21 protein-coding genes and 1 pseudogene are annotated in these 21481 nt (G+C 66.6%); 15 read left to right on the forward strand and 7 right to left on the reverse strand.

Features of this window, described 5'->3' with window-relative positions; all coding sequences use genetic code 11:
• Positions 1–11: 11 nt before the first annotated feature.
• The 5 genes from ACFQDH_RS17015 to ACFQDH_RS17035 form a co-directional block, all read right to left on the reverse strand.
• On the reverse strand, positions 12–554 hold the full coding sequence (locus ACFQDH_RS17015) for a histidine phosphatase family protein (RefSeq protein ID WP_382404892.1): 543 nt from the start codon (positions 552–554) through the stop codon (positions 12–14).
• A gap of 52 nt (positions 555–606) precedes the next feature.
• Positions 607–1851 carry a pyridoxal phosphate-dependent aminotransferase gene (locus tag ACFQDH_RS17020; protein WP_382403583.1) on the reverse strand — a complete coding sequence of 415 codons (1245 nt, stop codon included), beginning with the start codon at positions 1849–1851 and terminating at the stop codon, positions 607–609.
• 67 nt (positions 1852–1918) lie between these two features.
• A complete protein-coding gene (locus tag ACFQDH_RS17025) occupies positions 1919–2569 on the reverse strand; it encodes an SbcC/MukB-like Walker B domain-containing protein (protein WP_382403584.1) in 651 nt (216 codons plus the stop codon).
• Positions 2515–5205 (reverse strand): AAA family ATPase, encoded by a 2691-nt coding sequence (locus tag ACFQDH_RS17030; RefSeq protein ID WP_382403585.1) that lies wholly within the window; start codon positions 5203–5205, stop codon positions 2515–2517. Before ACFQDH_RS17030 ends, ACFQDH_RS17025 begins: the two co-directional genes overlap by 55 nt.
• On the reverse strand, positions 5202–6389 hold the full coding sequence (locus ACFQDH_RS17035) for an exonuclease SbcCD subunit D (protein ID WP_382403586.1): 1188 nt from the start codon (positions 6387–6389) through the stop codon (positions 5202–5204). Before ACFQDH_RS17035 ends, ACFQDH_RS17030 begins: the two co-directional genes overlap by 4 nt.
• 161 nt (positions 6390–6550) lie before the next feature.
• Here ACFQDH_RS17035 and ACFQDH_RS17040 point away from each other — a divergent pair.
• A pseudogene (locus ACFQDH_RS17040) lies at positions 6551–8031 on the forward strand (glutamate-cysteine ligase family protein).
• A 4-nt stretch (positions 8032–8035) separates the two neighbouring features.
• On the opposite strand, the gene ACFQDH_RS17045 reads toward ACFQDH_RS17040, so the two are convergent.
• On the reverse strand, positions 8036–8653 hold the full coding sequence (locus ACFQDH_RS17045; RefSeq protein WP_382403587.1) for a histidine phosphatase family protein: 618 nt from the start codon (positions 8651–8653) through the stop codon (positions 8036–8038).
• 29 nt (positions 8654–8682) lie between these two features.
• Between ACFQDH_RS17045 and ACFQDH_RS17050 the strand changes: the two genes are divergently transcribed.
• The 11 genes from ACFQDH_RS17050 (at position 8683) to ACFQDH_RS17100 (ending at position 18922) form a co-directional block, all read left to right on the forward strand.
• Positions 8683–9117 carry an OsmC family protein gene (locus ACFQDH_RS17050; protein WP_382403588.1) on the forward strand — a complete coding sequence of 145 codons (435 nt, stop codon included), beginning with the start codon at positions 8683–8685 and terminating at the stop codon, positions 9115–9117.
• A 2-nt stretch (positions 9118–9119) separates the two neighbouring features.
• Positions 9120–9656: a DUF1697 domain-containing protein gene (locus tag ACFQDH_RS17055; RefSeq protein ID WP_382403589.1), complete on the forward strand. Its 537-nt coding sequence runs from the start codon at positions 9120–9122 to the stop codon at positions 9654–9656.
• A gap of 42 nt (positions 9657–9698) precedes the next feature.
• Positions 9699–10322 (forward strand): L-threonylcarbamoyladenylate synthase, encoded by a 624-nt coding sequence (locus tag ACFQDH_RS17060; RefSeq protein ID WP_382403590.1) that lies wholly within the window; start codon positions 9699–9701, stop codon positions 10320–10322.
• Positions 10323–10360: 38 nt separating this feature from the next.
• Entirely contained in the window at positions 10361–11164 is an 804-nt protein-coding gene (locus ACFQDH_RS17065) for a DUF3626 domain-containing protein (protein WP_382403591.1), read from the forward strand.
• Between the two features lie 9 nt (positions 11165–11173).
• Entirely contained in the window at positions 11174–12151 is a 978-nt protein-coding gene (locus ACFQDH_RS17070; RefSeq protein ID WP_382403592.1) for a quinone oxidoreductase family protein, read from the forward strand.
• Positions 12152–12692: 541 nt separating this feature from the next.
• A complete protein-coding gene (locus ACFQDH_RS17075) occupies positions 12693–14024 on the forward strand; it encodes an MFS transporter (protein ID WP_382403593.1) in 1332 nt (443 codons plus the stop codon).
• A gap of 40 nt (positions 14025–14064) precedes the next feature.
• Positions 14065–15393, forward strand: coding sequence for a C1 family peptidase (locus ACFQDH_RS17080; protein WP_382403594.1), 1329 nt, complete (start codon positions 14065–14067; stop codon positions 15391–15393).
• 1 nt (position 15394) lies between these two features.
• Complete coding sequence (locus ACFQDH_RS17085; protein ID WP_382403595.1) at positions 15395–16168, forward strand: alpha/beta fold hydrolase; 774 nt, start codon at positions 15395–15397, stop codon at positions 16166–16168.
• A gap of 182 nt (positions 16169–16350) precedes the next feature.
• On the forward strand, positions 16351–17196 hold the full coding sequence (locus ACFQDH_RS17090) for a metal ABC transporter solute-binding protein, Zn/Mn family (RefSeq protein WP_382403596.1): 846 nt from the start codon (positions 16351–16353) through the stop codon (positions 17194–17196).
• Between the two features lie 71 nt (positions 17197–17267).
• The gene (locus ACFQDH_RS17095; protein WP_382403597.1) at positions 17268–18071 is read left to right on the forward strand and encodes a metal ABC transporter ATP-binding protein; all 804 of its coding nucleotides are present in this window, start codon (positions 17268–17270) and stop codon (positions 18069–18071) included.
• Entirely contained in the window at positions 18068–18922 is an 855-nt protein-coding gene (locus ACFQDH_RS17100) for a metal ABC transporter permease (protein ID WP_382403598.1), read from the forward strand. Before ACFQDH_RS17095 ends, ACFQDH_RS17100 begins: the two co-directional genes overlap by 4 nt.
• Here the strand turns inward: ACFQDH_RS17100 and ACFQDH_RS17105 are convergent.
• Positions 18915–19937 (reverse strand): bile acid:sodium symporter family protein, encoded by a 1023-nt coding sequence (locus tag ACFQDH_RS17105; protein ID WP_382403599.1) that lies wholly within the window; start codon positions 19935–19937, stop codon positions 18915–18917. The two genes, ACFQDH_RS17100 and ACFQDH_RS17105, sit on opposite strands and share 8 nt — an antisense overlap.
• Between ACFQDH_RS17105 and ACFQDH_RS17110 the strand changes: the two genes are divergently transcribed.
• From ACFQDH_RS17110 to ACFQDH_RS17115, 3 genes are read left to right on the forward strand one after another with little or no spacing between them, the layout of a single operon-like run.
• A complete protein-coding gene (locus tag ACFQDH_RS17110; protein WP_382403600.1) occupies positions 19936–20592 on the forward strand; it encodes a nucleotidyltransferase family protein in 657 nt (218 codons plus the stop codon). The two genes, ACFQDH_RS17105 and ACFQDH_RS17110, sit on opposite strands and share 2 nt — an antisense overlap.
• A gap of 9 nt (positions 20593–20601) precedes the next feature.
• On the forward strand, positions 20602–20784 hold the full coding sequence (locus ACFQDH_RS23955; RefSeq protein WP_465253882.1) for a hypothetical protein: 183 nt from the start codon (positions 20602–20604) through the stop codon (positions 20782–20784).
• Positions 20775–21473 carry an AAA family ATPase gene (locus ACFQDH_RS17115; protein ID WP_465253883.1) on the forward strand — a complete coding sequence of 233 codons (699 nt, stop codon included), beginning with the start codon at positions 20775–20777 and terminating at the stop codon, positions 21471–21473. The genes ACFQDH_RS23955 and ACFQDH_RS17115 overlap by 10 nt, the downstream gene beginning before the upstream one ends.
• Positions 21474–21481: the final 8 nt, after the last annotated feature.

Raw genomic sequence — 21481 nt, forward strand, 5'->3', positions numbered from 1 at the left:
GCGCTCGGAGCTCAGGTGGGGTCGGACCAGCCGGTGAGCCGCCAACCGTCGCCACGCAGCTCGGTCTCGGCGAACGCGCAATTGGCGAATTGCTTTGGTTTCACACCGGGTTCGAAGGTCAACAAGTTTTGTATGGCGAGCGTGAGGATGCCGCCGTGTGACACGACGAGCACCGTTTCTCCGGGATGGGCGTCGGCGATGTCCTGGAGCACGGCGTTCGCACGGGCGACGATCTCGTCCCCGGACTCGCCGCCGGCGACCCGCGCGGTGAGATCACCGTCCAGCCACTGGGCGAAGGTCTCGGCGAACGGGTCGGTGTCGCGCCCGACGTCCACGTGGCTGCCGACGCCGAACTCTTGCAGGCCGCGACGGGTGGTGACGGAAACGTCGAGCTTGGCAGCAGCGATCTCGGCGGTCTGCACCGCGCGGGCCATGGTGCTGGTGTAAATGTGCGCGACGCGTCGGCCGTGCAGCCGGTCGGCCAGGGCCGCAGCCTGCGACCGGCCGTCACGGGTCAGCGAGCCTCCTCGTCTGACCAGGTTCTTGCTTCGTATGCCGCCTCACCGTGCCTGGCGAGCAACACCGTCGCAGGGCAATGCAGCATCGTCATGACGTCGACGTGCCTGCCTTCACACCAGCTCGAACAGCACTGAGATAGTTGGCGATTCGGCCGATGGCCTCGGTGAGCACATCAATGTCCGGCAGGGTGACGAGGCGGAAGTGATCCGGCTCGAACCAGTTGAAGCCGGTGCCGTGCGTGACCAGGATCTTCTCGGCGCGCAGCAACTCGATGACGAACTGCTGGTCGTCCTCGATCGGGTAAACGTCGGGGTCGAGACGCGGGAAGCAATAGAGCGCACCGTGCGGCTTGACGCAGCTGACGCCGGGGATTTCGTTGAGCAGCCGCCACGCAGTCATCGACTGCTCGTAGAAGCGACCGCCAGGGCCGACCAGCTCGCCGATCGACTGATATCCACCGAGGGCAGTCTGGATCGCGTGCTGGCCGGGCACGTTGGCACACATCCGCATGTTGGCCAGCAGGGTCAGGCCCTCCAGAAAGTCCGCCGCGAGATGCTTCGGACCGGCGATCATCAGCCAACCGGCGCGGTAGCCGCAGGACCGGTAGGCCTTGGAGAGCCCGCTGAAGGTCAGGCACAGCACGTCGTCGCCGGCGAAGGTGGCCGCGTGGTGGTGCACCGCGTCCTCGAAGATGATCTTCTCGTAGATCTCGTCGACCATCAGGACGAGATCGTGCCTGCGCGCGATGTCGACCATGCCGCGCACGGTGTCCTCGGAGTAGACCGCGCCGGTCGGGTTGTTCGGATTGATCACGACCAACGCGTGCGTGTTGTCGGTGATCTTGGCCTCGATGTCGGCCAGGTCCGGATTCCAGTCGTTGCTCTCGTCGCACCGGTAATGCACCGGTGTGCCGCCTGCCAGCGAGACCGCACCTGTCCACAGCGGATAGTCCGGCGCTGGAATGAGGATCTCGTTGCCGTCGTCGACGAAGGCCTGCAGCACCATGCTGATCAACTCGGAGACGCCGTTGCCGATGAAGACGTCTTCGACGGTGGTGTCGGTCAGCCCGTGCGACTGGTAATAGTGCGCGACTGCGGTCCGCGCGGAGTAGATGCCGCGGCTGTCGCTGTAGCCCTGCGATTGCGGCAGGTTGTGGATCATGTCGCGCAGCACCGCGTCGGGTGCCTCGAATCCGAAGGGTGCGGTGTTGCCGATGTTGAGCTTCAGGATCCGGTGGCCCTGAGCCTCCAGCTTCTCGGCTTCCACGAGGATCGGTCCGCGCACGTCGTATCGGACGCCCTGGAGTTTCTTGGATTGCTTGATCGGCCGCACCTCCATAGTTTCCCACGCGGTGTGGGTCGACCGCCGAACTGTCCGCGGCGTGGCCGCAACGGGCTGCTCAAGCCACGTCGGCGGTGACCACTTGGACCGTGGAGCCGTGGGCGGTCTTGCAGACGCGGATCTGGGCGGGGATGCGGGCCCGCAGCTCGGGTACGTGGCTGACAATGCCGACGTTGCGGCCACCTGCGCGCAGGCCGTCGAGCACATCGAGCACCTGCTCGAGGCTGTCCTCGTCCAGCGAGCCGAACCCTTCGTCGACCAGGAGGGTCTCCAGGCGCCGCCCACCGGCTGCTTCGAGCACGGCGTCGCCCAGGCCGAGCGCGAGGGCGAGCGAAGCAATGAACGATTCACCGCCGGACAGCGTGGCCGTGTCACGGGTCGTCCCGGTCCAGGCGTCGCGCACCCGCAGGCCGAGCCCGCTCTTACTGCCGCGCGCCGCGCGTTCGTCGGAGTGCTCGAGTTGGTAGCGCCCGTCGGTCATCAGCTGTAGGCGTTCGTTGGCCAGCGCCGTCACCGACTCGAGGCGGGCGGCCAGCACGTATGCCGTCAGCCGCATCCGCATGGTGTTGTCGCCCGAACCGGCGACGGCCGACGCGAGTGAAGTAGCGACCGCAAGCTCATCGGCCAGCGGTGCGCTTCGCTCGTCGTGCGCGGTCAACTCGGCCGCGATGCGTTGCAGGCTGCCGAGGGCGCGACGGATCTCGCCCACAGCGTCATGGGTATGGCGCGCCAGCTTCTCGGCGGACTGCAGCTCTTGCGCGACCGCGTCGACCTCCGCGCGGGGGCGTCGATTGCCGCGGCGACCTCGGCCTGCTCGAGCACTCCGGATGCCTTCGCAGCATCCGTCTCGGCCGTCGAGACCATGGACCGCAAGGTTTCGGCGTCTGACTCGGAAAGCATTGCCTGCGTGGCCGATTCGGCGTCGGCGAAATGCGCCTGCTTCAGTAGGGAAGCCAGCTCATCTCGTGCCGTGGCGAGCTCGGCGAAGGTCGTGCGCTGATCTGCGGCGCGTGCCGCCAGGCGGTCAAGCTGGTCGACACAGCGAGCGTGGGCACGCACCGGGGTCGCGTTGGCGGTGCAACCGCACGACTCCGCGTGCTCGCGAAGGACCTCGTCGATCCGATCGCGGGCAGCTGTTGCCTGGCCGTCGAGCGACTCCACCCGTGCGGCACCGAGACGCGCCGCCTCTGCCGCGGTGCTTGCGGCGTCCTGCGCGGTGCGGAGCTCGGCCTCGAAGGCGTGTAGCTGCTTCTCTCGCACCTGCAGTTGTTGCACGGCGGACGCGGTCTCGGCGGCACGGCGGCGCACCGTCGCACGTGAGTCCGAGACCACGGCGCTGATCTCTCCCAACAAGCCGGGCAGAGCGATGTCCAGAACTGGTGGGTCGGCGGTCAGGCGGGTTGCCAGCTCGCCGGCGTGTGCGCGTGAATCGTTCACGGCGGCCAGCAGTTCGGATCGCAGCGCGGTCACCTCTGCAGTCGGGTCCGGCTCGGCGGCAGCACCACCATCGGCAGCTTCAGCCTGGGCGGCGTCGTCATCGGCCGCGCCTGCCGCGCAGGATCGTTCGAGCAGCGACAGCGTCTCGAACGCTGTGCCGCAGGTCGTCTGCGCGCGGCCCACCGCTGCCGACCAGCGTGACGCCGCACCGTTCGCGACGGTGAGCGCTGCGGCTGCCGCCTCCTCAGCCGTCGACAACCGCTCGGCGTCGACGTGATTCGCCGCGGGCTGCGCCGTGTGCGGGTGGTCTGCTGAGCCGCATACCGGGCAGGGGTCACCGTCGATCAACTGATCGGCCAGCTCTGCGGCGATGCCGGCCAGCCGGGCGCTGCGCAGCCGGATGACTTCCTGCTCGGCCTGTGTCCAGGTGTGCTGCGCCCGTTGGTGGCGTTGGTGAGCGGACGTCGCGGAGTCCAGGTCCGTGATGGCTGCCTCGAGGGCTCGGCCGGCTCGCTCGACGTCCTCCAGGAATTGAGCCCAGTGAGGCTCGGCGGCAGCCTCGGGGAGGAGGGAGGAACGGCGTTCGGCCAGCTGCGCAAGCTGCACCTCGGCAGCTTCGATGGCCTTCTGCCGGTCGGTTGCCTGGCGTTCGGCGGACGCCAGCTGAACGGTCGCAGTCTGTAGAGCGGTCTCGAGGGTTAGCTGCTGACGCTGCAGCTCGGCATGCCCCGACAGCGCAACGGAGCCGGCGGCTGCTCGCTCGATCAGCGGTCGCAGGGCTGTGTCCGTCAGTCCGGCGTCGTCGCGCGGCTCCGGGATGGCCCAGGGCACAAGCCGTGTGAGTTGGTCGCGCTCCGCCTCGGCGGCGAGAAGCGTCGTGCGGTGCGTCGATCGGCGACGGGAGACCGCGGCAATCGCCGAGCCGCATCGCTGTGCGCGCTCGGCCAGCATGAGTCGGTCTCGTGCCGCTGAAACTGCAGTGGCTTGCTCGGCGACCCTGTCGAGAGTCTGCTGCGCGGCCCTTGCCTGGCGCTGTAGCGCGGCCATTGCCTGCTCACTGGCGAGCCGCACACGCAGCTGCTCAACGCGTCCGCTGGCTGCGTCCGACTCGGCGAGCGAGGCTGTCAGGCGACCGGAGAGGTCGCGCACGATCTCGTCGAGCACCCGGCCCGATTGGTTCGGGTCGTCGAGGCCGGCGGGCTGATCGTCACTCTCGAGGGTGACGTCCTGCGCCACGCCGCCGAGGATCTCCTGGGCCCGCGCAATGAGAGTTGCCCGCGCAGTGGAAGCGCGAGCTGCCTGTGTTTCCAGGTCTTTTCGGTGGTTGGTCAACCACTGCTCGACGGCAGCGAAGTCACTGATGTCGAAGAGTCGCTCGAGCAGCTTGCCGCGGTCGTCCGGCTTGGCTCGCAGGAAGGCGGTGAACTCACCTTGGGGGAGCAACATGACCTGGGCGAACTGGGACAGACCCATGCCGAGCAGGTCGCCGATGGTCTGGGCAACCTCGTCGGCCCTGGTGCTGATCGTCTGCCAGCTGCCCGCACGCCTCTCCTCGAGGGTCACGCTGCCGCGCTGCGCTCGGGTGCCGGTGCCGCGCTTCTTGGGCACCTGGTGCTCGGGGGAGCGGTGCACCCGTAACCGCCGCTCGCCGACGCCGAACTCCAGCTCGACCTCGGGTCGGACAGTCGGGGCGGCGTGGTCGCTGCGCAATGACTCCCGCCCCTGGGTCCGACCACCGGGCACCCCGGCGAAGAGCGCGAAGCAGATGGCGTCCAGGATGCTGGTCTTGCCGGCGCCGGTCGGACCATGGATGAGGTGCAGCCCGCCGGCCGCCAGCTCGTCGAAGTCGATCTCCTCAGCGCCGGCGAACGGTCCGAAAGCCTGCAACCGCAGCCGATGCAGCCTCATGCGACGCCAGCATTTCCGCCGTTGTCGTCCACGGTGTGCACCCAGGAGGCGCCGTCGTTGGAGTCACGCTCGAGCCGGGTCTGCTCGATTGCCTGCTGCAGCAGGTCTCGCTCCGGGTCGGTGGCCGCGGCGCCGCCACGAGTGTGTTCGAGGAAGTCGCAGCACAGCTCCAGGGTCTCCTTGCCGGCGACCTTGCTGGTGTAGCGGCTGTCGCGCAGCTGCCTAACCGGCTGGTCGAAGAGCAGCTGCACCGCGTGTGGAAAGCGTCGTCGTAGCTGCTCTATCGCACCGAGCGGTCGGGTGGTGTCGGTTAGCGTGACCTGGCACCACGAACCTTCGGCCGCACGCAGGTCGGGGTCGGCGAGCAGGTGGGCCAGGGTGCCGCGCAGTCGAGCGAGCGGCCGCGCGACCGGAGCGTCGATCAGCTCGGTGGAGATGCCGTCGTCCGCGATGTCGATCAGGACCGAGCTCTTGCGGTGGTCGGCCTCCGAGAAGGACATTGCCACCGGCGACCCGCTGTATCGGCCGACGTCGCCGACCTGCTGGGCGCCGTGCAGGTGACCGAGGGCGGCATACGCGATGCCGTTGAAAGTGGACGCGGGGACTGCGCTGGCGCCGCCGACGGTGATGTCGCGCTCGGACTCGCAGGTCGCGGACCCGACGACGAACGCGTGCGCCATGACGATCCCGGGGACCCCACGCGTCGCCAGGTCGGCATGCACTCGTCGCATCGAGGCACGCAGCACGCCGGCGTGGGTCGCCTCGGCAGCATCGAGCGCGGGTGCGGCGAGGGATGGCTCGAGGTAAGGCAGCGGATAGACGGCGACGTCGTCGAACAGGACTGGTGTGCCGACCGATTGCTCGGAAGTCCGGATGTGCACGCCGCCGTGCTGCAGCACGCGAGAACCGAAACCGAGGCGCACCGCTGAATCGTGGTTGCCCGCCGAGAGAACTACCTGTGCCCCGGCGTCGCGCAGCCGCACCAGCGTCTCATCGAGAAGTTGAACACTCGCCGGACCCGGCAGTGCCCGGTCGTAGATGTCGCCGGCGACCAGCACCGCATCGATGCCCTCCGAGCGCACCACCTCGACGAGATGGTCGAGGTATGCCGCCTGGGCGTCCACCAGCGAGGCGCCGTGGAAACTACGTCCCAGGTGCCAGTCGGAGGTGTGGATCAAGCGCATGCCTGCACAGTAGGAGCCACCGCCGACAAGGCACCGCAACGCCCTCGGCGTGTGGCGGATCGTCCGCATGGTGAGGAACGCGTGTCCGCCGTCAGCGTTTTGCCGCCGACCGGGGCAAGAATGTGCGAGCGTGTCGTCACGCCGGTTCCGAGGAGGCCCCCATGGGCAAAGATGTCGCCGCTACGTCATACACACGCGAGCAACGGCAGCGCTACCGCGAGAAGGTGCGCCAGGACCTGGACGTCTTCGAGCGGATGCTGCACACCCACAGTTTCGACTTCGAACGGCAGCTGACCGGCATGGAGGTCGAGCTGAACCTGGTGGGGGACGACCTCTATCCGACGATGAACAACGCCAGCGTCCTCGAGAGCATCGCCGACGAGGATTACCAGACCGAGCTCGGGCAGTACAACATCGAGCTCAACGTCAGCCCTCGGCCGCTGCCCGGCGACTCGGCGTTGCAACTGGAGAAAGATCTGCGCCAAAGCCTCAACCGCGCAGAGGGTCTGGCCAACGAGGCCGGTGCCCAGATCGCGATGATCGGCATCCTCCCGACGCTGATGCCGGAGCACTTCACGACCGAGTGGATGAGCGCCAACACTCGGTATGCCGCACTCAACGAGGCGATCTTCTCAGCACGCGGTGAGGACATCTTCATCGACATAGAGGGCGGCGGCGGTGAGCGCCTGGCGATGTTCGCCGACTCGATCGCGCCGGAGTCCGCGTGCACCTCGGTCCAGTTGCACCTGCAGGTGCAGCCGCATCGTTTCGCCGATCACTGGAACGCCGCGCAGGCCATCTCGTCGGTGCAACTCGCGATCGGAGCCAACTCGCCATACTTCTTCGGCAAGGAGCTGTGGCACGAGAGCCGGGTGCCGCTCTTCGAGCAGGCGACCGACACACGCGCGATCGAGTTGAAGAACCAAGGTGTGCGGCCGCGGGTCTGGTTCGGAGAGCGGTGGATCACCTCGATCTTCGATCTCTTCGAGGAGAACGTCCGCTACTTCCCGTCACTGCTGCCGGAGTCGACCGACGAGGACCCGGTTGCCGTCTTCGAAGCCGGTAACGCCCCGCAGCTTGACGAGCTGCGGCTGCACAACGGCACGGTCTACCGGTGGAACCGCCCGATCTACGACATCGTTGACGGCAAACCGCATCTGCGGGTCGAAAACCGTGTGTTGCCAGCGGGTCCCACCATTGTCGATGGTATGGCGAACAGCGCGTTCTACTACGGTGTGGTGCGCACGCTGGCCGACTCCGACCGCCCGGTGTGGACGCGGATGAGCTTCGCCGCCGCCGAGGAGAATTTCTACAGTTGCGCACGCCGGGGCATCGACGCGAAGGTCTACTGGCCGGGCTTCGGCGAGGTGCAGGCGGACGAACTCACCCTGCGGCACCTGCTGCCGATGGCCGACGAGGGCCTGAAGTCCTGGGGGTCGCGACCGAGGTGCGTGACCGCTATCTCGGCGTCATCGAGGAGCGTTGCCGCTCCGGTCAGAACGGCGCGTCATGGCAGATCGACTGCGTGAACGCCTTGGAGGCCAAGGGCAAGGACCGGGCGAGTGCGCTGGTCGAGATGCTGCGGCTCTACCTGGAGAAGATGCACATCGGCGAGCCGGTGCACACCTGGAAGTTGCCGTAGCTCTTCAACTCCCGTCGACGTCGCCGCCGGTGTTCCAGATCTGGATGCACGGGGTGCCGTGGTAGAACCCGAGCGTCGACAACGAGCCGGCGTTGAGGATCAGCTGCGCGCCCATGCGTGCTTCCTGGCGAAGGAAGATGGCAGCGAAGATGCGCAGTGAATGGCCGTGCGCGACGAGGGCCACGTTGCCGACCTCGAGCAGCGGCACGACGTGACGGACGACGTGGCTGACACGTGCGGCGACATCCTCGACGGTCTCGCCCGGCGTGGCGCCGGGCTCGACACCGTCGGCGAAGATCTCCCACGACGGGTCGCCGAGCTTCTCACGGATCTGCGGCGTCGAAAGCCCTTCGTACGCACCGTAATCCCACTCGCGCAGGTCATCATCGATCCGTAGGCCGGTCAGTCCGGCCAGCTCGGCGGTACGCCGCGCCCGTTGCATCGGGCTGCAGAACGTCGCCACAACGTCCAGCCCGCTGACCTGGTCGCGCAGCTTGCGGGCGTCCTCCTCGCCCTCGGGCAGGAGTGGCAGGTCGGTTGTGCCGGTATGGCGCCCGTGTCGCGACCATTCGGTCGCTCCGTGGCGGATCAGGACGATGCTGTGCTCCGAGTGCGCGCTCACGGCTCACACGGTAGTGCGAAGCTTGCTACATGACGACTCAGCCTTCTGACGCACACCGCTCCGTCACTATCAGCCGCACCGCACCGGGCAAGTTCCGCGCGACCAACGCGCGTGGCGGGACGTTCGACTTCGGCAGTGGCGGCGACGACCAGTTCACGCCGGTCGAGTTGCTCCTGACGGCGATCGCCGGTTGTACCGGAATCGACGTCGACATCTTCACCACGCGGCGCAGCGAGCCGACACAGTTCGAGGTGACGGCAGAGGGTGACAAGTTGCGCGACGACGAGGGCAACCACATGGGTCCGATCGACATCCGCTTCCAGATCTCGTTTCCCGAGGGCGAGGAGGGCGACGCCGCGCGCAAGGTGTTGCCGGACGCGATCCGCAAGTCGCACGATCGGCTGTGCACCGTGAGCCGCACGGTGATGTTGCCGACCGACGTCACGTCGCACCCGGCCGGCTGACCATGGCGCGCCACGTCGTCCTGTTGCGGGCGGTGAACGTCGGCGGTCGCTGGGTAAAGATGCAGCGACTGCGAGAAGTGTTGACCAGCGCGGGTTTCGACGATGTTCAGACGCACATCCAGAGCGGGAACGTCTTTCTCGGCAGCCCGATGCGCAGCGCGCAGAAGGTCGGCGCCGCCCTCGAGCAGTTGCTCGAGGCCGAGTTCGGTTTCGCCATACCGTGTGTGGTGCGCAGCCCGGCACAGCTGCGGCAGGTGGCCGAGTATGCCGAGGGTCTCCCCGACCCGCTCGAGGGTGGCACTCTGCGGCGCTACGTGACGTTCTTGCAGGAGCCGCTGCCCGCCGACCGGGCGGCGGTGCTGTCTGAATGGGATGTGCCGGGGGAGCGCCTGCACCCGGTGGGCAGCGAAATCCATTGGTGGCTGGCTAAACCCGCTCACGAGGCGAAGATCTCCAACGCCGTGCTGGAGCGAGGCGGCCCGGTCGCCACGACCCGCGACCTGAAGGTTGTGCGCACGCTCGCCGACAAGTGGGGCTGAGAGACACTGCGCCGTCCGTGGAGCACGTCGTACGGTGAACCCATGGCTCGCTATTTCGACGTGCACCCCAAGGACCCGCAGCCGCGGAGCATCGCGCAGGCTGTGCAGATCCTGCGCGACGGGGGTCTGATCGCCTACCCGACCGACTCGTGCTTCGCGCTCGGCTGCACCCTGGGCAATCGTGACGGGCGTGACCGGATCGTGCGCATCCGGCAGCTGAACGACAAGCACAACTTCACTCTCATGTGCCGAGACTTCGCCCAGCTCGGGCAGCTCGTGCACATCGACAACCGGGTGTTCCGGGCCATCAAGGCCGCGACTCCGGGTCCCTACACGTTCATCCTGCCGGCGACCTCGGACGTGCCCCACCGGCTGCAGCAGCCCAAGACGAAGACGGTCGGTGTGCGGATCAGTGACCATCCGGTCGCGCGTGCACTGGTCGCCGAGCTCGGCGAGCCGATCATGACCAGCACTCTGCTGCTGCCGGGTGAGGACGACCCGCTGACCGACGGCTGGCAGGTGAAGGAGGCGCTCGACCACCAGGTCGACGCAGTGATCGACTCGGGCGAGTGCGGCGTGGTGCCGACCACGGTCGTCGACTTCTCCGACGGGTTTGCCGAAGTGACACGAGCCGGCGCGGGCGACCCGGCGCCGTTCGAGGCGTGAAGCAACCGCAACCAGTTCGTCGCGCTGTCGCGAGTGTCATGGCACGGTCCAGTGGCACACCGCTGGACCCGGAGCAGCGCGTGACGTGCAGCTTCCATCCGGACCGGTGGGCCGGACCGGACGCGAACGACCTGGTGATCGAGCGTCTGGCGAGGGACCGGTTCTACGCTTCGCAGTTCGTCACGGGGACCAGCAACGGCGGACTCACTGCCTTTCGTGGCGGCGACCGATTCCGTTGGGAGAGCGCGCTGTTCGGCGGCGCGTATGACGAAGCCGACCCGGACCTGCGGCCGAAGTATGGCGCACTGAACCACCGTTTTCGGCGGGCCGGGGCCTCCCCGAGGTTCGGGTCGTCATACATCCGACTGGCGGCACACACACTGGCGCGCACGACGTTCTGCTACCCGGACAGCTTCGACGACCCGAGCGATTTCGGTGTCGTCGGCGCGTGTTCGCTGACAGATCTTGCGGACGCCGACGATCGGGATCTGCTGGACGACTACGTCGAGGCACAGGTGCACGGCCACGTTGATCTCGTCACGGATGTCGAGGCGCTGGTGCTGGACCCGAGCTACCGAGGCACATCGGTGGAAGCCGCTGCCCGTGATCTCCCGTGTCCGGTCGAATGGCATGACGGGTTTGTCGCCTCCATCGGCGAGATACGGGCACACCCGGATTACCGCGGCGCCGAAATCGTCTCTCTCGCTGCACAATTGGCGACCGATGGGGTGCTGACTCCGCGCCTCATCGGTGACGCCGCTCGCACGGGCGGTCACCACCCGCAGGCGATCAAGCAGGTGTGGCACTACACGGCCCGATTCGGGGGACCCGACCCTGCTTAGAGTTGAGTCATGACACGAGCTCTGGTTGTGACGAAGCCTGGTGACCGATCCGTTCTCGAGGTGCAGGAGGTGGACGTTGCGTCGCCGGGACCCGGCGAAGTGCAGGTGCGGGTTGCTGCGGTCGGCGTCAACTTCATCGACGTCTACAAGCGGCAGGGTGTCTATCCGTTGCCCACACCGTTCACTCTCGGTGACGAGGGCGCCGGTGTGGTCGAGGCCGTCGGCTCAGGCGTCGAGGGTGTCTCGATCGGTGACCGGGTCGCCTGGGCCGGGTCGCCGGCCAGCGCGGCCGAACTCACGAACATTGTTGCCACACAAGTGGTTCCGGTGCCGGACCGTGTCGAGTTGGACGTGGCCGCCGCCGCGATGCTGCAAGGTATGACGGCGCACTACCTCGTCAACTCGACCTGGCCGGTCCAAGAGGGCCAGATCGCCCTCGTGCACGCGGCCGCCGGGGGAGTGGGACAACTGCTGGTGCAGCTCATCACCAGCAAGGGCGCCACGGTTGTTGCAACCGCGGGCAGTGACGAAAAGCTCCAGATCGCAAAGGATCTCGGCGCCGCACAGCTCATCAACTACCGGGAGTTCTCCGGCGACGCACTTGCCGAGCAGGTGCGGAAGGTCGCCGGTCGCGGCGTTGACGTCGCGTATGACGGGGTCGGCAAGGCCACCTTCGACGCATCGCTGAAGTCGCTGCGCCCGCGTGGAATGGGCGTGCTCTTCGGCGGCGCCAGCGGCCAAGTGGAACCCCTCGACCTGCAGGTGCTCAACCGGCTCGGGTCGCTCTTCGTGACGCGGCCGACCCTTGCGTCATACCTGCTGGACCGGGAAGAGTTGCTCTGGCGCTCCGGCGACGTCCTCGGGCAGCTGGCCGACGGCAGCCTGAAGCTGCAGGTCGGCGCGAAGTTTGCGCTCGACGATGCCGCTGCGGCATACGAGGCTCTGGAAGGTCGCCAGACGACCGGCAAGGTGCTGCTCATCCCGTAAGTCGATGCACGAGAGCGCCCGCCACCGATCGAGGTCGGTGGCGGGCGCCCGCGATGCGGGCCGTGGCCCGGCGTCGTCAGCTCCGGGGATCATCCGGCGCTGACGTCGAAACCGTGGAACTGCGTCGTGGCCGGGGACCCGGATGCAGCCGAGGTCACGAACAAACCTGCATTCTGTGTCGGTCTGCCCGCTCAGGGTGGCCGAACCGACTTCCTTCCAGGTCGCGCCGTCATCGGTCGAGTAGAACCCGGTGTAGGTCTGGCCGTTGCGCACGACAATGCCGGTCTTTCCGTAGCCGGACAAGCCACTGACCGAGGTCACCTTTGTGGTGACCGTCGATGACGTTCCAACGACTCCGTTGCGATAGACGGTCGTGTAGTTGTCCTTGCTGCCCCACAGATCCGACCCGCCGCCGGCGACTGCGAAGTGGTCAGCAGTGCGGCGCCGCGCTCACCCGTGGATCGAGCGCGACGATTTGAACAATACATAGAGAAGGCATATTGTTTCTCGTGGTTCTGATGTCGTCCACGAGGAGCGCGTAGTGAGTCATCCCGCAGCCGCGGAGCAGCAACGGCCGTCGATGTTCAACCAGCCGAAGGCGGTCTATGCCGTCGCCTTCGCCTGTGTGGTGTCCTTTATGGGCATCGGACTCGTCGATCCGATCCTCCCGGCCATCTCCGCCCAACTGGACGCTACGCCCAGCCAGGTCACCTTGCTGTTCACCAGCTACCTGGTGGTGACTGCGGTCGCGATGCTCGTGACGAACGCAGTCTCGAGCCGGATCGGTGCGAAGAAGACACTGATCGCTGGGCTCACCCTGATCGTCATCTTTGCGGCGTTGGCCGGATCGGCCGGATCGATCAACGGCATCGTCGGCTTCCGTGCCGGCTGGGGCCTGGGCAACGCGCTGTTCATCGCGACGTCGCTGGCGGTCATCGTGTCGTCCGCGACCGGCGGCTTCGCGGGCGCGATCATTCTTTACGAAACCGCACTCGGGGTCGGCATCGCCTGCGGCCCGTTGCTCGGCGGCCTACTCGGCGAAATGTCTTGGCGCTACCCGTTCTTCGGCGTGTCCGTGCTGATGCTGATCGCACTCATCGCGACGGTCTTCTTCCTCCCAGACACTCCGAAGCCCAAGGCTCCCACCTCCCTGCTCGCGCCGCTGAAGGCGCTCACCCACCGCGGGCTGCTGACGATGGGAGTCGCGGCGCTGTTCTACAACTGGGCGTTCTTCACAATGCTCGGCTACGCGCCGTTCCCGATGAAGCTGTCGGCCATCCAACTCGGCTTCGTCTTCTTCGGTTGGGGCATCCTGGTGGCCCTCTTCGCAGTCTTCGGAGCACCGTGGCTGCAGCGCCGCTTCGGCACCGCACCCACTCTGTATGTCGCCCTGACGCTCTTCGCGGTCGACTTGGCGATCATCGCCATCTGGCCGACCAACCGCACCGTGCTGATCTGTGCGGTCATCGCCGCAGGCATCTTCATCGGCATCAACAACACTCTGACCACGCAGGCTGTCATGGTCATCTCGCCGGTCGAGCGTCCGGTCGCGTCGGCGGCATACGGCTTCGTCCGCTTCATCGGTGGCGGGCTTGCGCCATTCGCCGCAGGCAAGCTGGTGGAGCACTACAACTTGCACGTTCCGTTCGCCATTGCGGCCGTCACCGCCGTCCTCGCGGCCGTCCTGCTCAGCACCGCACATCGCACTCTCGCTGCAGCCGACAAGGGCATGGACGAGACCGGGCACCACGTCGACGGTTCTGACGAGCCGGCGCAGATCGCCGGCGAGGTCGGCGATGAATTCGGCGGCGCCGCAGGAGCTTTCGATGACTACGAGCGCGAAGAGGACCGCAAGTCCGACGTGGTGCACTGACTCGATGCAGGTCCACGCAGCAACATGAGAAGCTGAAGTCATGAGCCAAACTTCCACTCCGTTGACCGAGCAGGACGTCGAACTTCTCCGCAAGGAGTTCGACGCCCGGCCGGTCAATCGCCTTTTCCAGAACGCCGTGACCGGAAACTCGATCACCGAGGTCGCACTCGACAGGTCGGTCGTCACTCGCATCGACCGGTCCATGTCCCACCGCCTCGACAAGTGGGCCGTCACCAACCAGGAGAAGAGCGGTCGGTGTTGGATGTTCGCCGGGCTCAACCTGCTGCGCGCCGGCGTCATGGGCAAGCTCGGAGTCAAGGACTTCGAGCTGTCGCAGAACTACCCGTTGTTCTGGGACAAGCTCGAGCGGTGCAACTACTTCCTGGAGTCAGTCGTGCAGCTGGCCGACCGACCCACCGATGACCGGACACTGTCGTGGGTCATGCAGGACGTCATGGGTGACGGCGGTCAATGGAACATGTTCGCCGCCTTGGTCACCAAGCACGGCATCGTCCCGAAGTCGGTGATGCCGGAGACCGAGTCGTCGTCCAACACCGCAGCGATGAACAAGAACCTCCGTAGCCTCTTGCGCCAGGCAGCCCGCGACATCCGTGCGGCGAAGGACGAGGGTGCAGTGCAGGAGATCCGCTCTCAGGTCCTGTCGGCCGCATACCGGATGCTCGCAATCCACCTGGGCACGCCGCCGACCGAGTTCGACTGGCAGTGGACCGACGACGAGGGTGAGTTCCACCGCGACGGGACGCTGACCCCGGCGCAGTTCCGTGATCGCTACCTGGCCATCGACGTCAACGACTACGTCTGCCTGGTCGACGACCCGCGGGCGAGCAGTCCTCGCGGCCGCACATTCACCGTTGACCAGTTGGGCAGCATCGTCGGGGGAGCACCCGTGCGTTACCTCAACGTGCCGTCGGAGACGCTGAAAACGCTTGCTGCGCAAGCCATCAAGGATGGCGAGCCGGTCTGGTTCGGCTGCGACGTCGGCCAGATGATGGAACGCGAGACCGGAGTGTGGGACGCCGAGCTCTACGACTTCGCGGGCATCTACGACGCGAAGTTCGAGCTGGACAAGGCAGCACGCCTGGAGTTCCACGAGACGCTGATGACCCACGCGATGCTGCTGACCGGTGTCGACCTGGACGGTGACACTCCGCGCAAGTGGCGTGTCGAGAACTCCTGGGGCGACGAGAAGGCCGACAAGGGCTTCTACACGATGAACGACTCGTGGTTCGGCGAATACGTCTTCGAGATCGCGGCTCGCCGCGACAGCCTCCCGGCCGAGTTGCAGGCAGCGCTCGACATCGAGCCGATCGTCCTGCCCGCCTGGGACCCGATGGGCTCACTCGCCTGAAATGTCTGAGCTCACCCAACATCAGTTCGCCTCCTTCGACGGCGCCCAGCTCGTATGGCGGGAGCTCGGCCAGGGGCGGCCCGTCGTGTTGATCCACGGTTTCGTTTCCAACGCGTTGACCAACTGGATCCGCTACGGACACGCGAAAACGATTGCTGACAAAGGCTTTCGGGTGATCATGCCCGACCTGCGCGGTCACGGCGACAGTGCGCAGCCGCACGACGCGGCGGCATACCCACCCGATGTGCTGGCAATGGATGGTGCAGCGCTGGTCGATCACCTCGGGCTGACCGACTACGACCTCGGCGGCTACTCGCTCGGCGCGCACACCAGCGTCCGGATGGTGTTGCGCGGCGCCCGACCGGCGAGGCTCATCACCGCTGGGATGGGTCTGGCGGGCATCGAGAACCTCAAGACGCGCGACGACGTCTACGAGACTGCCTTCGACCTGGACCAAGAGGTGGACAAGCGCTCGGCTGCCGGCAAGGCGCGCATCTTCATGCGGCAGACAGGTTCGGACCCGGTCGCGTTGCGTGGTGTATGGCGATCGAGTGTGATCACGGATCCCGCTGCGCTTGCAGGGATTTCGATGCCGTTGCTGGCGATCTGTGGCGCGCAGGACGTCGACCACCACGAGGGCGCGGAGCAGCTCGCGAAGTCTGTCCCGAACGGCACCTTCGTGGAGATCCCCGGAAACCACATGAGCGCTGTCGCAGACCGCGCCCTGGGCCGGACGATCGCCGACTGGCTCGTGACTGCCGAGCCGCACACCTGATGTCGAGTCGCACAGCTGCAGCTGTGCGACTCGACACCAAGTGTGCGAGTCGAGGTTCGTCTTCATCCTGGGCGGCTGCTATCGTTCCCTTAACGAGAATGACTATCAATACAGATTGAGGGAATGCGCATGCATCTGCGTTGGGTCGCAGTGGCGGTCATGCCGGCGTTCGTACTCGTCGGATGCGGGTCGTCGAAGACGCCGGGGAGGCCGACGGCAAAGTCGGTGTCGTCGCGAGCACCAACGTCTACGGAGACATCGTCAAGCAGATCGGCGGCTCGCACGTCGACGTCACGTCCGTATTGAGCGACCCCAACGTCGATCCGCACGGCTACGAATCGAACGCGAAGAACGCCGCCACGGTGTATGACGCGAAGCTCGTCGTCGAGAACGGCCTGGGCTACGACAGCTTCATGGACCAGCTGACCTCCGGCTCGGGCTCGCGACACCAGACTGTGATCACCGCGTCCAAGGTGCTCGGGGTCGATGGAAACGACGCGAACCCGCACCTCTGGTATGACGTCGCGGGGATGCCGAAGGTGGCCGACGCGATCGCGGGCGCCCTCTCCAAGGCCGACTCGAAGCACAGTGCCGACTACCGCAAGAACGCCACGACGTTCAAGAAGTCGCTGCAGCCGATCGAGAAGGTGCTTGCGTCCATCAAGGCCAAGGACGATGGCGCGAAGATCGCCTACACCGAGCGAGTGGCCGGCTACCTGCTTGCCGAGGCCGGGCTGACGCTCGGCATACCTGCCGGCTTCCCCCGGGCCGTCGAAGAGGGCGACGACCCGAGTCCGGGCGATACCCTTGCGTTCGAGAAGGCATTGCAGAAGCACACAGTGCGAGCACTGATCTACAACAGCCAGGTGACCGACAAGCAGACCGACCAGCTGAAGAAGCAGGCGACCGACGCCGGTGTGCCCCTGGTCCCGGTGACCGAGACCATGCCGCCGAAGAGCGCCAGCTACCAGGTGTGGCAGCTGAAGCAGGCCGAAGCACTACGCACCGCCCTGGAGAAGTCCGCATGAAATCCACCCCACGAAGTTCTCCGCTCGTCCCTCGCTCCGATACTTCGCGGGGACCCCGGAACGACACCCCTTTGATCGACTTCCGCGGCGCCACGCTCACGCTTGGCGGTCGCACCCTGTGGTCCGACCTCGAACTCGGTGTGCACACAGGGGAGTTCGTCGCAATCCTGGGCCCCAACGGCGCCGGGAAGACCACGCTGCTGCGTGCACTGCTCGGGTTGCAGGAACTGTCGGCGGGCTCGGTGACGGTCGCTGGAAAGAAGCCATCGCGCGGCAGCTCGGACGTCGGTTACATCCCACAGCAGAAGATATTCGACGGCGACCTCGGCCTGCGCGGCCGCGACCTGGTCGCCCTCGGCGCCGACGGCCACCGCTTCGGTATGCCGTGGGCGCGTCCCTCGGTCCGCGCCGCCACGGACGCGATGATCCGGGCCGTGGGTGCGACGTCATACGCCGATGCGCCGGTGGGCAAGTTGTCCGGCGGTGAGCAACAGCGGCTGCGCATCGCGCAGGCGCTGATGAGCGACCCCAAGGTGCTGCTGTGCGACGAGCCGCTGACCTCGCTCGACCTGCGTCACCAGGAGGGAGTGCTTGAACTCCTGGACGCCCGCCGGCGCAGCGCCGGCACCGCGGTCGTCATGGTCACCCACGAGATCAACCCGATCCTTCCCTACGTCGACCGCATCATCTATCTGGTCGGTGGCAACTGGGCGGTCGGCACCCCCGACGAGGTGCTCACCACGGAGCGCCTCTCCAGTCTGTATGGCGCACCTGTCGACGTGCTGCGGGTGCGCGGCCGCGTCATCGTGGTGGGTGGCGGGGAATCACCCGAGCAGTCGCACCACTGCGGACCAGAGATGGCCGTGGCCGAATGAGCAATACATTCGACATGCTGCAGTACCCCTTCGCGCAGCACGCCCTGATCGCCGCGACCCTGATCGCGATCACCTGTGGACTGGTGGCGCCGTTCGTGGTCATGCGGGACATGGCGTTCGCCGTGCACGGTACGGCGGAGCTGTCCTTCCCGAGCGCGGTCGCCGGGCTGTTGATCGCCAGCGACGCCGTGAGTGGTGCGCTGGTCGGATCGATCGTCGTCGCAACGGCTTTCGCGCTGCTCGGCCGCCGACGCAGTGAAAGCAACACCGCGATCGGTGTCGTCCTGGCGTTCGGGCTCGGGCTCGGTGTGTTCCTGCTGAGCTTCTACAACGGCTTCTCGTCGGCGGCCACCAACATCCTCTTCGGCTCGCTCGTCTCGGCCTCGACCCGGGACGTGGTGATCCTCGGCGTGCTGGCCGTCGTGGTGGTGATCACGATGGTGTTCATCTTCCGCCCGTTGCTCTTCGCATCGGTCGATCCGGCAGTGGCCACCGCACGCGGCGTGCCTGTTCAGCGGCTCGGCCTGATTTTCCTGCTCCTGCTCGCGCTGACGGTCACCGAGGCCGCCCAGGTCGTCGGCACCCTGCTGGTCCTGAGCTTGGCCATCACGCCGGCTGCGGCTGCGCGGCGGTGGACCGCGAATCCACTTGCCTTCACAGCGATCTCGGTCCTCTTCGCGCTCCTCGCTGCGGATGGCGGGTTCCTGCTCAGCCTCGCGCTGAGCAACACCGATATCAAGGCAAGCGTCCTCATCGCGTTCGTCAGCTTCGGGATCTACCTGATCTCCTTCGTCGCCGAGCGGTTGCGCGGCGACGCCCAGCGCGGGAGCGCGCAGGTCGCGGCTACTTGATGCCGGTGCCGCCGATTTCAGAGACCTTCACATCTTCGGGTTCGGCGGCATACCGGCCGGCCAGCCAAGAGCACATCATCAGCTGCACTTGGTGGAAGACCATCAACGGCAACACGATGATGCTGACCTGAGGTCCGGCGAAAAGCACTGCGGCCATCGGAAGTCCGCTTGCCAAGCTCTTCTTGGTCCCACAGAACTGCACGGTGATGCGATCGCCGCGATCGAAGCCGAGTCGTGCCGCCACGTGCCACGTCAACCACAGCATCGCGACGACCAGCAGGATCGACAGCACGATCAGCACCGCGATCTGTTCTGGATCAACCGCATGCCAGATGCCGTCGCGGACGCCCTTGCTGAATGCGGCATAGACGACCAGCACTATCGAGCCACGGTCGACATACTTCAGCTTGGCCTTGTGTCCCTCGATCCACGAACCGACCAGTGGCCGGGCAAGCTGCCCCACGATGAACGGCGCGAGGATCTGCAGGCAGATGTCGACCATCGATTGCCCGCTGATCGAGATGTTCCCGCTTCCACCGATCACCCCGGTGCTGGTCATCGCGATCACCAATAGCGGCGTCAAGAACACGCCGAGCAGGTTGGAGGTGGATGCGCTCACGATCGCGCCCGCGACGTTGCCGCGTGCGATCGAGGTGAACGCGATCGACGACTGGACGGTCGACGGCACCAGGGTCAGGTAGAGCACTCCGGTGTAGAGGTCACTGTTGAGCACGTGCGGCTGCAGCACGCGCAGCGCGATCCCGACGACGGGGAAACAGACGAACGTGAACGCCAGGATCAGCAGGTGCAGCCGCCAGTGCTGTAGTCCGCGGATCGCCTCTTGCGGATGCATGCGTGCGCCATACAGGAAGAAGAGCAGCGCGATCGCCGCCGTGACGATGTGATCGAGCGACGGCGCGAACGAAGCACTCGCCGGGAACACACTGGCGATCACGACGGTGGCCAGGATCGCCAGGATGAACCCGTCGATGCGGAGCTTCTGGAGGGGATGCATGACCGGAGCCACCCTAGGCGGCCTGCGGGTATGGCGACGGCATGCCCCACAGGGCGGGATCGAGACGATGTGCGGCGACATACTGGTTGCCATGACGACCGCGGGAGTGCTGCTGGCGGCAGGTGCGGGCCGACGGATGGGCCGGCCGAAGGCGTTGGTCGACGGGTGGCTGCGCCATGCGATCGACACCCTTACCGATTGCGACCAGGTCGTCGTCGTGCTGGGCGCGCAGGCGGAGAATGCTCGCGCACTGATCACGGACCGGCACGTGCAGGTTGTCGTCGCGCCGGACTGGGACACCGGTATGGGCGCATCGCTGCGGGCCGGCCTGGCCGCGCTGACCGACGAAACCCGTTGTCTACTCACACTTGTCGACCTACCCGATGTCGGCGTCGACGTCATACGACGGGTGCTGGCGCAGCCGGACACGACCGATGTCCTGGCGCGCGCGACGTATGACGCCGTGCCCGGCCACCCCGTGCTGATGGGACGTGATCACTGGGCCGGTGCGATGTCCGGGGCGACCGGTGACCGCGGTGCACGCGACTATCTCCGGGCGCATCAGACGGTCCTCGTCGAATGCGGTGACCTCGCCACCGGCCGGGATGTCGACCGAGCCGCCGAGCCAACCGCTCACCAACCCGGTCATGGCTAGCCTGGGGTCATGGATTCACCGAGTGCGGTGGCGCATGCGCTGGAACAGACCGGCTACCTGAGCGATTCGGCGCTGGCGACCGTAACCTTCCTGGCCGACCAGATGGAACGCCCGCTCCTGCTCGAGGAGAGCCTGGAACCGGCAAGACCGCGCTGGCCGAGGCGCTCGCCCAGATCCAGGACGTGCCGCTGATCCGGTTGCAGTGCTACGAGGGCATCGACGCCAGCCAGGCCCTCTACGACTGGGACTTCCCGCGGCAGATCCTGCACCTGCGCACCCTTGAAGCGGCCACCAAGGACGGGTCGCTCGATCCGGCCGAAGCTGAGAAGTCGCTCTTCGACGAGCGTTTCCTGCTCGCGCGTCCGGTGCTGCGCGCGTTGCGCGAGTCACCCGCAGTGTTGCTGATCGACGAGGTCGACCGGGCGGACGACGAGTTCGAGGCGTTCCTGCTGGAGGTGCTGTCGACCTGGGCCGTGAGCATCCCGGAGCTCGGCACTGTGGCCGCGTCGACACCGCCCACCGTCGTGCTCACCTCGAATCGCACGCGCGAGCTGCACGATGCGCTGAAGCGTCGCTGTCTCTATCACTGGATCGATCACCCCGGCCTCGAACGCGAGGTCGCGATCCTGCGATCCCGCGAGCCCGACGTGCCGAAAACCCTTGCGCGGCAAGTGGTCGAGGTCGTCCAGGAACTGCGCAATGAGCACCTGCTCAAGCCGCCCGGCGTTGCCGAAACGCTCGACTGGGCACGCGCGTTGCACCGGCTCGGCGCCACCGAGCTGGACCTGGAGCAGGCGGCCGTCACTCTCGGAGCGGTGGTGAAGTACCGCGAAGACACCGACCGGGTGAAGCACGTCCTCGATCGGATGCTGGCGAGATGATCACCCCA

Origin of the sequence: Flexivirga alba (assembly GCF_042661025.1) — a bacterium.
In the GTDB taxonomy this organism is placed as follows: domain Bacteria; phylum Actinomycetota; class Actinomycetes; order Actinomycetales; family Dermatophilaceae; genus Flexivirga; species Flexivirga alba.

What these genes read in the sequence shown, in the direction of transcription:
- ACFQDH_RS17030 (WP_382403585.1), bottom strand. Translation starts at nt 5,205, where the DNA reads ATGAGGCTGCATCGGCTGCGGTTGCAGGCTTTCGGACCGTTCGCCGGC.
- ACFQDH_RS17080 (WP_382403594.1), top strand. Translation starts at nt 14,065, where the DNA reads ATGAGCCAAACTTCCACTCCGTTGACCGAGCAGGACGTCGAACTTCTC.
- ACFQDH_RS17085 (WP_382403595.1), top strand. Translation starts at nt 15,395, where the DNA reads ATGTCTGAGCTCACCCAACATCAGTTCGCCTCCTTCGACGGCGCCCAG.
- ACFQDH_RS17070 (WP_382403592.1), top strand. Translation starts at nt 11,174, where the DNA reads ATGACACGAGCTCTGGTTGTGACGAAGCCTGGTGACCGATCCGTTCTC.
- ACFQDH_RS17055 (WP_382403589.1), top strand. Translation starts at nt 9,120, where the DNA reads ATGGCGCGCCACGTCGTCCTGTTGCGGGCGGTGAACGTCGGCGGTCGC.
- ACFQDH_RS17050 (WP_382403588.1), top strand. Translation starts at nt 8,683, where the DNA reads ATGACGACTCAGCCTTCTGACGCACACCGCTCCGTCACTATCAGCCGC.
- ACFQDH_RS17090 (WP_382403596.1), top strand. Translation starts at nt 16,351, where the DNA reads ATGCGGGTCGTCGAAGACGCCGGGGAGGCCGACGGCAAAGTCGGTGTC.
- ACFQDH_RS17065 (WP_382403591.1), top strand. Translation starts at nt 10,361, where the DNA reads ATGGCACGGTCCAGTGGCACACCGCTGGACCCGGAGCAGCGCGTGACG.
- ACFQDH_RS17060 (WP_382403590.1), top strand. Translation starts at nt 9,699, where the DNA reads ATGGCTCGCTATTTCGACGTGCACCCCAAGGACCCGCAGCCGCGGAGC.
- ACFQDH_RS17035 (WP_382403586.1), bottom strand. Translation starts at nt 6,389, where the DNA reads ATGCGCTTGATCCACACCTCCGACTGGCACCTGGGACGTAGTTTCCAC.
- ACFQDH_RS17105 (WP_382403599.1), bottom strand. Translation starts at nt 19,937, where the DNA reads ATGCATCCCCTCCAGAAGCTCCGCATCGACGGGTTCATCCTGGCGATC.
- ACFQDH_RS17110 (WP_382403600.1), top strand. Translation starts at nt 19,936, where the DNA reads ATGACCGGAGCCACCCTAGGCGGCCTGCGGGTATGGCGACGGCATGCC.
- ACFQDH_RS17100 (WP_382403598.1), top strand. Translation starts at nt 18,068, where the DNA reads ATGAGCAATACATTCGACATGCTGCAGTACCCCTTCGCGCAGCACGCC.
- ACFQDH_RS23955 (WP_465253882.1), top strand. Translation starts at nt 20,602, where the DNA reads ATGGATTCACCGAGTGCGGTGGCGCATGCGCTGGAACAGACCGGCTAC.